A 14,685-nucleotide genomic window follows, 5' to 3' on the forward strand; every position below is an offset into this window, starting at 1 on the left:
CGCTGGCAAGCCAGCTCCCACAGGGACCTCAGTAATCCAGATTATTGCAGCGGCCCCATCACCTGCCGATACCGCTCCACCCCCTGCGCCGTCTCCCGCGTCAACCTTACCTCCAACCCCAACGGATCCTCCCGCCGATTCCCACTCAACTGCCGCCAACCCTTATCCACCTCCCAAACCCGCACCTGCACATCACTCACACCCTGCAACACCGCCATCCCAACCCCCGGCGCCGGCAACGGATATCGACTGCGCGCCTCAGCCACCGCCCGATACAACGTATCCCCCTTGACCCACCAACGCACCCGCTGCAAAGCCCCAGGCTGATCCGCCGCACTGCGAATGATATCCAGCCGAAACCCCATGCTGTCACTGCTGCGCACCGTCAGCGCAGGCGGCGCGCTCGGCGGCTCATCATCCACGCCAACCTTCTTCGGCTCACTCAACTCCACACCTGCGCGCATCTCCACATCACGCTGCAACTGATTCAACGCCCGCAACAAACTGTCACTCTGCTCACTGCTCGCCTGCAAATGACTGTCCGCCCGCGTCACACTGTCCAGCCCGCGCCAGGCAATCAAACTGACCACCGCCATCAGCAAAATAGCGACCATCACCTCGATCAGAGTAAAACCCCGTTGATCGCTCATTGCACACTGATCCTGCCACTGGCATCACGCAGCACACTCAGCCGATTGAGCCCATCAGACAAGGTCAATTGCAGCGGCGGATTGATCCACTCGGCGTTAAGCACCACCTTCTGCTTCGGCTCCACCCGCACCTCCAGCTTCGGACTTTGCCAGGTGCGCGGCCGCAACTGCGGGTCATCCTTGAAATGCTCAAACCCCCGACCACTGTCACTGCGCCTACTGAAGCGAAAGCCCTTGCCATCACTCACCCAAACAATCGGCCGGCCATCGGCGCGGGCCTCCGCCTGCGCCACCCGCAGCAACTGCGCCACCCGCTCGGCGTCCTTGCGCAGCAACTGCAGCGGATCCGGCTTGATACTCAGACTGATCGCCGCACTGGCGATCCCGATGATCACCAGCACCACCATCAACTCGATCAGCGTAAAGCCCCGTTGCTTGCCCACATTCATCGGTTGCGCGCTCCTTTGCGTCCTGCCCCGTCCCCAAAAAAACATCCTGCACGGCCAACATGTAAGGCGTGTGAAATAAAACCGTGAGAATTGCCGCGTAGCCTGTCAGCAGGGACTAAAAGGAGATTCAGCCCATGATGCTCACCACCCGCATTTCCCCCCCGCAAACCGTCCAGGCCCTCGCACTGCTCGCCGCCCTGGTCGGCGTCGCGACCTGGTCGTCGCTACTCCTGACCTCCGCCGAATCCCACACCCCACCAGCCCCCCCACAAATGCTCGCAGCGCGCAGTGATAGCCCAGCGTTGCAGTGGTTTTCCAACCAAACGGCGCCGATGGACATCAAGGTGAGCGGGGTGATGGCGGGGAGTCGCGGGGCGGTGGCGATTTTGAGTTTGAATGATGGACCGCCGAGGAGTTTTTTGCAGGGGGAGAGGGTGGGGCCTGGGGTGAAGTTGGTGGCGGTGGAGGGGGATGGGGTGGTGATTGAGCAGGGGGGGGAGAGGGTGAGGTTGGGGGTGGAGAGGTTGGGGGAGGGGGTGGTGTTGCCGAGTCTAAAGAGGCCCTGATCTGTAGGGTTGAAGTCGTTATTTTTGCCTTTCAATTGAATGCCGGTTCAAGGGCCTCCAAAAGCAGGGAGCCGAAACGCAAGCGAGTGCTTGTTGTCGCTTCCGACCTGATGCGGGTAGTAAAGAATATCCGTCATCGGCCATAAGCGGATTTGGGGAAGCGGCCACAACAAACGATCATAGACTGACGCTCCTGTCCCGCTGCTAACGGTCTATCTGCTACACAAGGCCCACCAATATAAAGCCTTGCGACAAAGCGTTATGCCGTCGTTGAATCGCCTACGCGGGCGAATCCTCCCGAGTATTGCTTAGAACACAGCATCCAGGATGGATCGAGAGACAGTACTCAGAACGACGACAAATTTTGTTGTCGTGGAGAGGGTTCTACGAGGGTACGCTCGTTCAAGACATAGTGGCGAAATGCCCACGTGTTCCCTATAGTCAGTATCGCGCGTTTATGCCGGATGCTTAGGTACGACTACATCTCTTCAACGTGGCGAAAAGCCCTGCACATGACGGGGTCTTGGTCCAAAGCCTGATTTACAGGCGCTTTAATATGAGCGAGACCAAGGAAGGAAAATAAATTATTAAAAGGCTAGGGAAATCTTGAATACAATATCGCCATACACAATTCGCTGCTTTAACCCTCTGATGAAGGGCAAGAAAGTTGAGGACTCCTATTCGCCTCTCGGGGCTATCGGCCAGTTCGATATGTATGAGATTTTTAAGTCGTACATCACTAGCAAAGGAAATGGTTACCATATACTTCAAGCCACCCAACAAATATACTCTATGTTTGGATTCAAGTTTGACGATGCCAAGCGAGAGATCCGAGGGATTGTGCGAGCTGGCAGCTACGGATCTAGAACTGACATTGTAAATATCAAAACCGGAAAAATTGACTTCAAGCGCCTAGAAGAAAATGCTGAGGTTTTAAATCATTACGTCAGATTTTATGTGCCAGCCGCGCTTAATGAAGGCGTAGTCTTGCTACATAATCAAAAAAATATTGGTGTAAAAACACTGATTTATGAGCTTTTGAGAGAAGAATTTTCGCGCGTAACAGGTAGGGTTTTGCAAATGAACCCTCTCTCTTACGAAAAAGCGTTTCAGGAGTGGAAGAAGGCAGTCGCTAAAGAGATAAAGTTAATTCGCTTCAGTGGTATGAACACGATAGAAGACCAAATTAAAAAACTTGGCCATGACGAGGCTGAGCATGTCTATATTATTAAAGCATCTCGAAAAAATAATCTTGGGACACTTGTTGACTATCTGACCCCCGGCACTGAGCAGAGTGCTACCGTAGAAATTCTCGCTCCTCTTTGCGCCGAAGTGAAGACTGTTGTAGAAATGCATGGAAGAAAACGAACCTTTCGACTTGGCGGGAATCAAAATAGTCAAGTATGTGAAATCGACGTAGATGAGAAAAAAGTTACAATTACCGCTGGCAATCCTGATATGAAAGAATTTGATTCGTGGTGCAAAATACTTCTTAACGAATTTCTGTCCACTATGTATCCTGGAATGGGCATAAAAGTATGAGTAGCAAAGTCAATATTAAAGACATCATATATGGCCATCTCGCGACAATGTCGAAAGTTGATGGCGGATGGTCCTGGTATGATTTTTTGACGTTTTGCTTTGTTCCTGTTGCTTTTAGCACTGCTAGCATAATTATGGGGTTTTCTTTAAATAAGGATGTTTCATCACTTTTGGTTAATTTTGGCGCAATCTTTACCGCGCTTTTGCTTTCTGTTCTGGTTTTGGTTTACGACCAAGAGAGTAAGCTTGACGAAAGGTATCAGCGCGATGCGGAGCTAAAACGTCCTATCGACGAATTCTATAGCGCAAAGAAGAAACTTCTTGATGAGCTTTATTATAATATAAGCTTTTCTATACTTTCCTCACTGGCTCTAATTGCTACTTGCTTTGCTTTTTCTATGGCGGATAGTTTTGTTGAGCCTAAAGCGTCCTCATTATCGTTGCCGATTATTTTATCTAAACTGGTATTTACTCCAATTGCTGTCTTTGTCACGGTAAATTTGTTACTCACCATTGTTATGATCGTGAAGCGTCTTCATTCTTTGCTCCGACCGAAGTGACGGAATAGATTAGAGGAGGGATAGGTTTTTTGCGACCTTCGCTTGTTCGCAAGTGGTTATAAATAAAAATCAAGCGCCAGAGAAAAAATTACGAAGTTTAAAAAAATGGATTGCGTTAGATTTTTAATATGAAAAAAATTAATGTGTTTTTCGTTGTTGCTCTTTTCATACTTGCATTGCCTATTGCAGTTTATTCTTGTGAGTTTGGCTTTGGGGTATGGGCCGCTCATGAAGACTGGTCACGGATGGGGAGTGCGCTCGGTGGGATTTATAGTCCAATGATAGCATTGTTGACTTTGGCCCTTCTCTATCGTCAGCAGAAGTTTACTGAAACGAGTCATGAAATGAGCATCCGCACCGAACGCATTCGCAACGCGGTAAATAAGGGCGAGACAAATGTAATGCTGGCAGCAAAGGCCCTAGAAAAATTGGAAAAGCGCGAGCTAACTCAGTTTCGCGAGCTATTGCAGAACTATGTTGAGCATCAAGATGAGCAGGAAAAAGAGCGAGTCTTTGAGGAGCTTCAGGTTTATCTTTATCAACTTGCAAGCCTTTCGAGGGCCGGCAGTACAATCCATCATATGAAAGATATCGGCATAGATATGAGTGCTCATATTACAGATGTCAGGAGTTACGCGGCCAGCATCATGGATTTTGAAACTCTTCTAGCGCACGATGCTTTTACGAGAAGCTATATGAATGATCCTTCGTACTATTCATTCGACATTTCTCTAGAGGAAAGAAGCGAAATTGAAAGGCGATGCAATGAGCTATATCCGAAAACGTAAATACCGTAGCGTGCCGATTTTTTATGGCTAATTTGGGTCGGAAGCTGACAATCTAATAGATTGGTTTCCTCTGCTACTGCCTGCTATACCGGTTGGAGCCAAAAGTGAATTGAGTCTTATAATCGCTCAAGTTGATTAGTTACATCCTATAGTGTTTGCGTTGGTGTTGTGCCATATTGTTAAGTTTGAAGGGGATTTGTTATGGCTGGTCTAAAAATTTTCGTATCTTCCACTTGCTACGACCTTTCAGTGATACGCTCACAAATCAGATTATTCATACAAGAGTTCGGCCATGACCCTGTTATGAGCGAATACGACGATGTACTTTATGATTATCGAGAGCATACTCACGAAAGCTGCATCACTGAAGTTGAATCCTGCGATATGATGGTTCTAATTATCGGCTCAAGATTTGGTGGAAAAGCTGTACCCGCCGCGTTAGAAGTTCTCAACTTTGAAAAGTTAAAACAGCTTAGCAATGGGCGAGAACTCCTCAATTCAAATGAAAATTTATCAATTACGCAGCTTGAAATATTAAGAGGTGTTGAGCTTGGCATTCCAATTTTTACATTTGTCGAAAGTGGCGTTTGGCATGATCACGCATTGTACGAAAAAAACAAATCTAAAAAGACTGTCATAAATCGCATTGAGTTTCCATCCATACAAAAACGCGAAACAGCCGTGTATATTTTTGAATTTATAAACTTCTTACGCCTCCAATTAAAGGGTAATGGGTTGTTCCCATTTCAAAGACTTCAAGATATTGAGGAAACCTTGCGAAGTCAATGGGCTTCCCTCTTTAAGCGCTTAATAACTGAAGACAAAAATAGAACTACCGCCACGAAAAAGATCGAAGATTTAACCGAGAAGTTCGATGATCTCAAGGCGGCTTTTCTGAGCACTGTTAAAGGGCCAGAGGCCACAGCTGTAGCCCGAGCTGTAGTGAGATTTCGAAGATTAGTATCTTTCTTCTCTACAATTGTTGCAGACGGAGTAAATTACATTGCTGTCGGCCAACCATCTTGGGATGACATGTTGCGTCATTTCGAAATATCCATTATCACACCCGATTTGTTTGGATATGTGAATATCAGCAGAAGGGTCACTTGCTTCATGGTGTTCAAGGATGATAGTTACATTGAAATGAGGGTGCCAATCGAGCCTTTCAAAGCTGAATGGGCAGCCTTCGTAATGCTAGACAATAGTACTAGACAAATTGTAGTAGACTCCATTACGGAAATGGGATCAATGCCTATGATAGGCCCTATCTCTAGCCGTCAACATTCCTTTACCAAATTTGTTTCCGAAACCATGGATCGCGCCGACTCTAATGGTAAGTAATCGGTATTATCATTGGCACTACCTCGTTATGAGCTTTCCGAGCTGATAGCGAGGTTCTCGTTCCCTTCACCATTTCTACTCATTTCCAGTGTCGGGTAACGAATAGAACCTGGAACCTCTACGTCCTGCTATCTACCTCTACAGCTGTCCTTCATAAGCCTGCACTAATAATAATCTAAAGATTTAGTTTGTGTATTTTTTGAATCGCATGCCTGTCAAGGCTCTTTATCGCTATTAATAATTTATATTTCCATTGTTATAGAGGTTTTGAATTCGGTCTCGTAATTTAAGCCTCTACTAACAGTCCCAATGCTTTCATTCGCAATCGAATTGCTGTCAAAGAAACCTTGAAAAATCTACTTAGAGCTGCCGCGATCATCCAGAAATTATCAATATTGTCACGCTGTTCATCGAGATACAGAACACCATGTCCCCGGTTTCGAATTCCATGGTGCTTGATCAAAAGCCCAAGTGCCATGTTGAATTCGTCCCGAGGCATAAGCAGACACGAGGCAAAAGTATTTGCTTGCCACTCAAGCCGATCAACTTCGCCCTTCGGAATATTGATGAGCTGGCTTTCATCGATGTCTCGAGTCTGAATGCTTTCGCGAGTCATGTATCTTCCATGTTTAAGAAAGTAGTGCCCCAGCTCATGAGCTAGCGTGAACCTCGCCAAGTGTGATTGTTCGTTGGCGGTGAATATTTTTATTTCAACAGGGTTGAATGTAATACTACCCAGAGCTGAGCAGTTCTCCGCAAGAAATCGCACGACCAAACCATTAGTATTACTCTCGTGCGCAACAATCTCGTTCAGATCTACATCGCCCTTGATGTATGAAATCGATTTCAATACACGATTGGCCAGATCTTCAAGGTCATTTTTTGAGACAAATGCAACCCGCGGTTTGGCTGTAGATACGGGCGAATGCATCAACTTCAGATCATCTTCACTGAAGGCAGCTTCAAAATTAAGTCCCTGCCATATGCCGTCCCAGCCATTCGTATAACCAGAGGGGGTCACAGCGTAGGCACTATAAATAGTGGGCCGAAAGTCTGGATGCGTCAGAGCGTATTCAATTTCCGCTCGCTTACGCGAGTTTGCGCATCCAGCTCCTGTTAGCAGCGCACGAGGGAGCTCCCATCGGAACACAGATTGGTCAAAATACCGCAAGAGACCGAAGCCTTTATTTCGCGCGATGTTGAACGTTCCAGACTGAAACGCGCTCATTGAGGCGAAAATTCCTTTGACGTTAAAGCCGGTAACCTGACTCACCTTGGAGCTGAACTCTTCGATGTCGCAAACGGGAACAGTTCCGTTGTAGTTTTTACACTCAATTATTACAACTATCGAAGGCTTTTCGAGACCCGGCAGGAACACTTCGATCGCGATATCGAAGATGATGGAATCTTCTCGATCGCGTGAGTAATAGCCCTTTTTTCTATAAATTTGACAGTATTCAGGTCGACAGAAGAAGCGGCCCTCTTGGATTTCACGAGACAGGAACTCGAAAACCTGTTCTTCAAATTTGTCGCCCTTGGCGTAAGTGCTTAGCTTTTCACTTTCCATATTTACGTAAAATGTCGCTGATTTGAACTCCGAGGATAACCGATAGCGGAGGCGATTTTCTGACCGCATTACTATTTTTTCACTGTACGTTTTGTCAGGTGGATCGTGAGCGGTTGCCTAGTGAACCTAGCGAGGTACATGCGGTGAGGTTATAGAAAAAGCATTTGGTAGTGAGGTGTTCGATGTAAGAGTCCGCTTTTGTCCGAAAGCAGCCGTCCGGTGTGAAATGTAGCTCAACTCGCGCAAGTCAGCTGGCCCAATGAGGGAATGGATCTATTTAGGAAAGATTTCCGCAGTAAGGTCTCGGTAAACACCAACGTTTAAAAAGACATCTCCAAACACTCTCCCAGGCTACACATCCTTGCGCCATTGCCTACAGCTACGCCAGAATCCGCCGGCTTGTGCGCCTTTAGGGTGGGTTCTATTGTGGTTCGGTCGCTGACGAATCAGCGATCGGATTTGACCGTCCGCCCAATATCAAGGCGCGCCAGCGTTCTGCACGTGTTCAGGCTTTGTCTGAAATCATGTCGCGGTGGCTGTGCGTGGGACACCTTCGGGTGTGCCGGATTCCTTGATGTCCGGTCGGTCAACCCGCGTACAGCTGCCACCCTGTTTGTTTGACCGCGAACGGTGGCGGCTCCAGTCATCAAGGAGCTTCACCATGATCAAACCAACACCCAACCCGCCCGAAACCGCCTCGGTTTCCCCCTACGAATCCATCGACTCAAAAAAACTCCACGAAGCCGCCGACCGCGCGCTCGACCATTACCTCTGTCCGCCCGGTTCCACACCGCCGCCACGTAAAACCCGCGGGATGTATGCCGTGACGGCGGACAACAAAACCGAAGAGCTGCTGGTGGATGCCAGTGAAACACTCGCTTCGGCCAAAACCCTCGCGCAGAACATCGCCAGCTTGTTGCCGGTGTCGCAGCGTCATGCGCTGGCGGGGATTGCGCAGTTGATCATGCTCGGGGAGTTGGCGGTGAATCGGGCGTTGGATAATTTGCAGTTGCCGGGGTGATGCGGGTATCGGGATCACCTGGTGATTGATCGGGTGTTCATTCTGATGCCTTCGTGAGCAGGCTCGCTCCTACAGGGTTTTATGCTGATTGCAGATGTTGTGTACAACGCTGAAACCTGTGGGAGCAGTTGATTATTACCGTGCCGTCTTCGTGTGGTTATTGAGTCGCTTCAGGACATTCACCGGTCCATCGCGTCACCGTCATGTCATTGAACTGCTCGCCAATGGTATCGACGCGCAGGCAAGTTCCTTTCTTCGCGTAGTACAAGCTGCAGCGCGAGCTATCGAATGAGCAGGTGTCCAGTTCGAAGAACTGGTGTGTAGCCAACTCCCGCTCCACGCCACTGTATTCATAGCCGTCGGTGGTATGCATCCGCGTGGGCTTCCAGCCTTGTTTGACTAGCTTGGCCTTGGCCGCCACCAAACGCTCACCGATGGCGATGCCTGCTGGCCCGTGATTGTCGTTAGACGTCTGTGAGCAATCGGCAAACGCTGCGCTGATACTCATGCAATAAAGTAAGACAGCTACGAGGATCGAAGCCTTAATTTGACGTTCCCTCCGGCCGATTTGTAGCTCGAAAAAAACTGATCATGAGAACCGGGTACCCGAGCGAATCAGCCCCTTTGCCGTTAATTCGCGCAGCTGTTCCTGCCATGCTGTGCGATCAGTTTTGGGGGTTACCGGATCAAAAACATGATACTGCCTGTCACGCCACGCTTCGATTTGGCCGAGCCAGTAGATTTGGCCTGCTTGCCCGGTGTTGAGGCGTTTCAACAAGTAACCAAGTTGCTGCCATGTTGGGAGCAGTCGAAAAATGGCGCTGCGCCGCTTTGATGTAAGCTCATGCCAGTCTTGATCGAGTGTGGCTATCAATCGGGTGCTCAATGAGGGCCACGGCACTTTGTCCAGTTGCGCAATCGCCACCGCCAATACTTTCTCTGAAGGATCATCAAGCGCCTCGAACAGCTCAGACAGTTGATCATCGCGAAGCAGGCGTGTAGCCGCCTGTCGCACGGTCACATAGGTCGAGCGCAGCGCAGCTGTATGCCATCGCTCTGGCAGTTCGACAGCCAGTTCTGTGGCGAGGCCGATCACGCCCAGCCAATGCTTTTTTGCCGTAGGTAGATCTTGATTTAAACGCTCGGACAGGACTGCGTGCGCATCAACTTCGTTGCGAGCCGCAGCCCAAATGGCCAGATTGCGGACTGCCGGTGAAACATCCAACAAAGCTTCGCGCAATACAGGTTTAGGATCGCTGAGAAGCGGCAGCAGTGCATAAAGCACGCGTACGCGGATCTTCCCACCGGGGTGCGACATGGCTTCAAGGAGCAACGGCAGACTCTGGGCTGCCGGCAATGTCAGACTCGCCGCCACCGCCATCATCCGTACGGTCAACTCGCGATGAGCCAACGCGCTGCGTATCAGCGTTGCGGGAATCTTGGGATTTTCCAGTAACAGCGTAAACAGGTAGCGCGCGGCTTTGCCCTGGCGATTCAAGAAGTCGGCGTAGACCTCATCCCAGCAGTCCACCGATTGCAGCATCGCTCGTACCGTCGACAGTGTCTGGTCGTGGTCGACCCGGCGTTGCGCTGCCAATGCCATCAAGGGGTCCAGTGCGGACAACCACGCTTGGGTATGGGCAGGTGACAGGTAGTGTTTCAGGCCTTCCAATGCCAGGTCGCGAACCTGAGGGACCCAATCGTTCAGACGTTCGAGCAACGCGGCTAATGCATCGGGGGAAGGTTGTCTGCACAGTTCTCGCACAGCGACTTCCCGGACGAAACCATTGGAGTGATTGCTCACGTCTGCCCATGTACCGGTGTTACTGAAGCGGGCGAGTATCTCCAGCGCCTCGTTGCGCCGATAGTTTTCATAATGGGAAAGCTGTCCTTGCTGGCGTGCCAACCGAGCCAACCAGTCTTGTGTCGTGTTCATGGGGCAGTCCTGTGCGTCCTTGCGGGGGCATATTGTTTGCGCAAAAGCAGCAGCCTACGCGACTTGCTCTTGCGGGCAAAATTCTTGGGTAAGGGGACGGATCTTTTCAGGGGGTAGGTGGTGCAGTAATGCTTCGATAAACATCATCGTTTAAAAAGACATCTCCAGACACTCTCCCAGGCTACACATCCTTGCGCCATTGCCTACAGCTACGCCAGAATCCGCCGGCTTGTGCGCCTTTGGGGCGGGTTCTATTGTGGTTCGGTCGCTGACGAATCAGCGATCGGGTTTCGCAGCCCGGATCAATCAAGGCCACAGCGCTTCCAGTCGTTGCCAATTTTGGCAATGGTGCTTCATGGCGGCTGTGCGCGGGATACCTTCGGGTATGCCGGGTTCCTTGATTCCCGGTCTGCGAACCTGCGTACAGCTGCCACCTCTCTTTGTTTCGCAGCGAACTGTGGCGGCTCCAATAATCAAGGAGCTTCACCCATGATCAAACCAACACCCAACCCACCCGAAACCGCCTCGGTTTCCCCCTACGAATCCATCGATTCCAAAAAACTCCACGAAGCCGCCGACCGCGCGCTCGACCATTACCTCTGTCCGCCCGGTTCCACGCCGCCGCGTAAAGCCCGGGGGATGTATGCCGTGACGGCGGACAACAAAACCGAAGAACTGCTGGTCGATGCCAGTGAAACGCTCGCTTCGGCCAAAACCCTCGCGCAGAACATCGCCAGCTTGTTGCCGGTGTCGCAGCGTCATGCGCTGGCGGGGATTGCGCAGTTGATTATGCTCGGGGAGTTGGCGGTGAATCGGGCGTTGGACAATTTGCAGTTGCCGGGGTGATGTAGGTGTCGGGGACACTTGGTGATTGATTGGGTGTTCATTCTGGCGCCTTCGCGAGCAAGCTCGCTCCCACAGGGTTTGTGGTGGATGCGTAATTTGCGGACACCCAAAACCTGTAGGCGCTGCTGTGAACTTGCCCATTCGTGTTCGGCTAAATGAGGGAGGTGGTCGACCATCACCCTCACGGGTGATGGTTTGAAGCACTACAAGTGTTAGATATTCGGGGTGTAGGAGAAGCCTTGCGAAGCTTCGGTATCGGAGAACGGCGTCACACGCGTTTTCTTGTTGAACAGGCCGTTGACGACCGAGCCTGGGAACATCTCGATGGCGTTGTTGAACAGTTCGACGTTGCGGTTGTAGATGGTGATGGCCGCGCCGACGTTCTCTTGTTGTTCGGCAATTTCACGCATCATGTTGTTCGCCGCTTCCGATGCTTTCAGATCAGGGTAAGCCTCAAAAGCAATGCGCAAGCCACCCATCAGTTCTCGCGAGGCGGTTTCAACGTTGGTGAGTGCGTTTCCGTTTGCGCCAGCAGGAAGGGCGTGAATGGCGCTGCGAAGGCCGGTGATTTTTTCGAGGAGGCTGGACTCAAAAACCATGAAGTCTGCGAGCACTTTTTGCAGCTGATCGAGAACTTTTGTCTTCTGGCGTTCGTAAACCAGGACGTCCGACCAGGCACGTTGTACCCCGTTATGTCGGGCGATGATGTCGTTGTAGATGCCCAACCCCACCAAGATGATGATTACGGCGATAACAGCGGAGAGTATGAGTGCAATGTCCATGGCTTACTTCTCTTTGCATTTATTTGGTGGAGAGGCGGTAAAGGTAAAGTTGTCATCGTGCAGCTCAGAGAGTGCGTGGCTCCATTGGAGCACAGACATCAGGCGCGGCAGTTCGACACCTGCAAAAATTTCTGCGTAAAACTCGTTGGGTGAAGCCAGCGAATATTCTGTGTCGAACGCGAGTAGGTCACTGCTCGCGAAGCTGAGGCAAAGCAAGCCATCGTCGGAGAACTCCAGGTTCGGACGATCGAGGATTTCAAATAATTTCAACAAATGCAGCACTGTCGAAGGTTTGATGAATTTCGCGCAGAGTATCTCGCTCTGCCCTGTCAAACAGAACGATTTATTAAAGTCCGGAGAAGCCGTGTCCATTGGCCATGAATAGTCGTTCTCTGATTGGTTATCGGATCTGACCGATATCCCGGTGACCCAGGGAAAGTCGAAAACCAGACTGTACCGGTCGTAATGGTCATACACCACTCGAGTCTCCGTACTGGTTTTGCCATCTTTGTCGGTCACCGTGACTTGCTCCTCCCGTTTGTTGACGTAGTGCAACTGGCGGTAGTGATAAGGGAGATCGCGCAGCTTGCCGGTAAACACGCCCTCTAACGACTCAACCAACTCGCGGCTGTAGTTGCCCCGGCGGTAGTCACCAAATTGCGTATCCAGTTCGTTGAGGGTGCAGTGCGAGTTTTCTTCCAGGAACATCAACTCGTTGTGGAAGTAGGAGGATAGTTCAGCAATTTCGCGGCTGAGCGATGGCAAGCGATCAGCCTTGGATTTCATCCATTTCATGCTCCCAATGGCGAACCCGATGCCTAGCACACCAGTGACTGCGCCGAACAAGCCAGGCTCAATTTGCAGACGGTGAAAAAAAGAAACCACGTGATAGGTGTCGATATAGCCAAAAAGGGCCACAGTGCCCGCAATCAATAACAGGCCGGTGCCGAAAAACCACCATGCACGTGTGAAATTGAACTTGAGCGGGCCATCGTACGAGGCGAACTCGTGGATCACGTTCAATAGGTCGGCGTTGGATTCAGCCCTGTCAATATTGGCTTCGCTCACAGTCAGCAACTCATTTAGTCGCGCGTTCTGCGAGGTGTTGGGCATGTAGATATCCATCAACGAGAGCAAGGTAGAAGTCTCACAACAGTATCGGGAAGCTCGAAGCAAGCGGGCCCAAGGGTCCCGAATTCAATTAGAAGATGGGCTGATTCAGGGAGACCTTGTGCGGAAGCAACGGCCCGGATTGAGGATTTGACTCTATTCATGATCTGTCAGAAACAATGAAAAGGAGTGGACAATACCATTGTCATGCGTTGCCTGCTTCTGTCCGACATCATCCTCTGGAAATGATCGGGCATTCGACAGGTAATCATCGTTTGATGAGCGTATCGGCATCACTTGGTGATTGATTTGGTGCCCATTCTGGCGCCTTCGCGGGCAAGCCCGCTCCCACAGGGTTTTATGTTGGTCGAAGATTTTTCGTACGACGTTGGAGACTGGGGGAGTTGGTCTGTCGGCGATGGTGCATGCGCCAATTCCGTTGCCTGAGATGTTTGTGTAGGAGCTGCCGGAGGCTGCGATCTTTTAGTTTTAAAAAACAAGATCAAAAGATCGTCCGATCGCGGCCCGAGCCTTCGGCAGCTCCTACAGGGGGCGATTTAATAGGGTTTCCAGGCGGGCCAGGGGCGGGGTGTCCTGGTTGCGGTTGAAGACTTGGATGGCGACTTTGAGTAATCGGCCATTTTCAGCCGTGGCGATGGCCTGTTCGCAGCGCAATAGCAGACGTCCTTGGTCACAGTCCTGCGCTTTTAGTCCTATCGGCAATCGACCTTCCAGCCGCAACTCGGCCATGCGTGTCTGCGCCGCAATCATCGCCACCGAACGATCCCGCAAAATTCCGCTGCTCTGCGTCATCAACCCTGCCACGCGCACAGCCGCCGACATCGCCACGGCAATTATCGCCAGCGCCACCAGCACTTCAATCAGGGTGAATCCGGTTTCTCGGGAGCGCGTAGGCATAAATGGCCCAAAACCAAAACACAGCCCTCGACCCTAACCCCCGTCCTTGACGGCTTGACGACGAAAACTCCCGAGGATTTTCAACATCCCTGACATATCTTCTTGCAACACTGCGCGTCGAATCGAATCAAGCCAAGGGAATGTCGAGATGGATATCGCGCAGTTCAAACAGCCCGGACGACCGAGCCGGATGCCCCGTGGGCAGCAGGGTTTTACCCTGATAGAGATCATGGTGGTGGTGGTGATTCTCGGGATTCTGGCGGCGATGGTGGTGCCCAAGGTGCTGGATCGGCCGGATCAGGCGCGGGCCACGGCGGCCAAGCAGGATATTGGCGGTTTGATGCAGGCGCTGAAGTTGTACCGCCTCGATCACGGCACTTATCCGAGCATGACTCAGGGTTTGAAAGTGCTGGTGGAGCGGCCGGCGGATGCGAAGAACAGTAACTGGCGTTCGTACCTGGAGCGTTTGCCGAATGACCCGTGGGGTCGTCCTTATCAATACCTCAACCCCGGCGCGAATGGCGAGATCGATATCTTTTCCCTCGGTGCCGACGGTCAGCCTGACGGCGACGGCGTGAATGCCGATATCGGTTCCTGGCAGCTGTAAGG

Annotated in this window: 16 protein-coding genes; 8 read left to right on the plus strand and 8 right to left on the minus strand. The window is 51.0% G+C overall.

The annotated features are described in order from the left end of the window. Positions 1-41: 41 nt before the first annotated feature. Both ACIP8I_RS00245 and gspH read right to left on the minus strand, forming a co-directional pair. Positions 42-650: a prepilin-type N-terminal cleavage/methylation domain-containing protein gene (locus ACIP8I_RS00245; RefSeq protein WP_400757845.1), complete on the minus strand. Its 609-nt coding sequence runs from the start codon at positions 648-650 to the stop codon at positions 42-44. Next, positions 647-1,099, minus strand: a complete 453-nt coding sequence (gene gspH, locus ACIP8I_RS00250; protein ID WP_400757847.1) for a type II secretion system minor pseudopilin GspH — start codon at positions 1,097-1,099, stop codon at positions 647-649. The genes ACIP8I_RS00245 and gspH overlap by 4 nt, the downstream gene beginning before the upstream one ends. 134 nt (positions 1,100-1,233) lie before the next feature. On the opposite strand from gspH, the gene ACIP8I_RS00255 reads away from it, so the two are divergent. The 5 genes from ACIP8I_RS00255 to ACIP8I_RS00275 all read left to right on the plus strand — a co-directional run bounded on the left by ACIP8I_RS00255 (position 1,234) and on the right by ACIP8I_RS00275 (position 5,896). Further along, the gene (locus ACIP8I_RS00255) at positions 1,234-1,665 is read left to right on the plus strand and encodes a type II secretion system protein N (protein ID WP_247269123.1); all 432 of its coding nucleotides are present in this window, start codon (positions 1,234-1,236) and stop codon (positions 1,663-1,665) included. 651 nt (positions 1,666-2,316) lie between these two features. After that, positions 2,317-3,207 (plus strand): hypothetical protein, encoded by an 891-nt coding sequence (locus tag ACIP8I_RS00260; protein WP_400757849.1) that lies wholly within the window; start codon positions 2,317-2,319, stop codon positions 3,205-3,207. Next, on the plus strand, positions 3,204-3,767 hold the full coding sequence (locus ACIP8I_RS00265) for a hypothetical protein (RefSeq protein WP_400757850.1): 564 nt from the start codon (positions 3,204-3,206) through the stop codon (positions 3,765-3,767). The genes ACIP8I_RS00260 and ACIP8I_RS00265 overlap by 4 nt, the downstream gene beginning before the upstream one ends. 128 nt (positions 3,768-3,895) lie before the next feature. After that, complete coding sequence (locus tag ACIP8I_RS00270) at positions 3,896-4,555, plus strand: hypothetical protein (RefSeq protein WP_400757852.1); 660 nt, start codon at positions 3,896-3,898, stop codon at positions 4,553-4,555. Positions 4,556-4,756: 201 nt separating this feature from the next. Then, positions 4,757-5,896 (plus strand): DUF4062 domain-containing protein, encoded by a 1,140-nt coding sequence (locus ACIP8I_RS00275; RefSeq protein WP_400757854.1) that lies wholly within the window; start codon positions 4,757-4,759, stop codon positions 5,894-5,896. Between the two features lie 286 nt (positions 5,897-6,182). On the opposite strand, the gene ACIP8I_RS00280 is transcribed toward ACIP8I_RS00275, so the two are convergent. Continuing rightward, positions 6,183-7,532, minus strand: a complete 1,350-nt coding sequence (locus tag ACIP8I_RS00280; RefSeq protein WP_400757855.1) for an ImmA/IrrE family metallo-endopeptidase — start codon at positions 7,530-7,532, stop codon at positions 6,183-6,185. A gap of 592 nt (positions 7,533-8,124) precedes the next feature. Between ACIP8I_RS00280 and ACIP8I_RS00285 the strand changes: the two genes are divergently transcribed. Beyond that, complete coding sequence (locus ACIP8I_RS00285) at positions 8,125-8,484, plus strand: DUF6124 family protein (protein ID WP_095136351.1); 360 nt, start codon at positions 8,125-8,127, stop codon at positions 8,482-8,484. 157 nt (positions 8,485-8,641) lie between these two features. Here the strand turns inward: ACIP8I_RS00285 and ACIP8I_RS00290 are convergent, their stop codons facing one another. Beyond that, on the minus strand, positions 8,642-8,992 hold the full coding sequence (locus tag ACIP8I_RS00290; RefSeq protein ID WP_400757857.1) for a hypothetical protein: 351 nt from the start codon (positions 8,990-8,992) through the stop codon (positions 8,642-8,644). Between the two features lie 81 nt (positions 8,993-9,073). Next, positions 9,074-10,420, minus strand: a complete 1,347-nt coding sequence (locus ACIP8I_RS00295; protein WP_400757859.1) for a HEAT repeat domain-containing protein — start codon at positions 10,418-10,420, stop codon at positions 9,074-9,076. 489 nt (positions 10,421-10,909) lie between these two features. Between ACIP8I_RS00295 and ACIP8I_RS00300 the strand changes: the two genes are divergently transcribed. Beyond that, on the plus strand, positions 10,910-11,266 hold the full coding sequence (locus ACIP8I_RS00300; protein ID WP_400757861.1) for a DUF6124 family protein: 357 nt from the start codon (positions 10,910-10,912) through the stop codon (positions 11,264-11,266). 212 nt (positions 11,267-11,478) lie between these two features. Here ACIP8I_RS00300 and ACIP8I_RS00305 read toward each other — a convergent pair whose 3' ends face one another. The 3 genes from ACIP8I_RS00305 to gspI form a co-directional block, all read right to left on the minus strand. Beyond that, complete coding sequence (locus tag ACIP8I_RS00305; RefSeq protein ID WP_400757863.1) at positions 11,479-12,048, minus strand: LemA family protein; 570 nt, start codon at positions 12,046-12,048, stop codon at positions 11,479-11,481. Between the two features lie 3 nt (positions 12,049-12,051). Continuing rightward, a complete protein-coding gene (locus tag ACIP8I_RS00310) occupies positions 12,052-13,161 on the minus strand; it encodes a hypothetical protein (protein WP_400757864.1) in 1,110 nt (369 codons plus the stop codon). Positions 13,162-13,701: 540 nt separating this feature from the next. Beyond that, entirely contained in the window at positions 13,702-14,076 is a 375-nt protein-coding gene (gene gspI / locus ACIP8I_RS00315; RefSeq protein WP_400757866.1) for a type II secretion system minor pseudopilin GspI, read from the minus strand. Between the two features lie 148 nt (positions 14,077-14,224). Between gspI and gspG the strand changes: the two genes are divergently transcribed. Next, complete coding sequence (gene gspG, locus ACIP8I_RS00320) at positions 14,225-14,683, plus strand: type II secretion system major pseudopilin GspG (RefSeq protein ID WP_041062388.1); 459 nt, start codon at positions 14,225-14,227, stop codon at positions 14,681-14,683. Positions 14,684-14,685: the final 2 nt, after the last annotated feature.

This window comes from Pseudomonas sp. NPDC088414, from assembly GCF_044753325.1.
In the GTDB taxonomy this organism is placed as follows: domain Bacteria; phylum Pseudomonadota; class Gammaproteobacteria; order Pseudomonadales; family Pseudomonadaceae; genus Aquipseudomonas.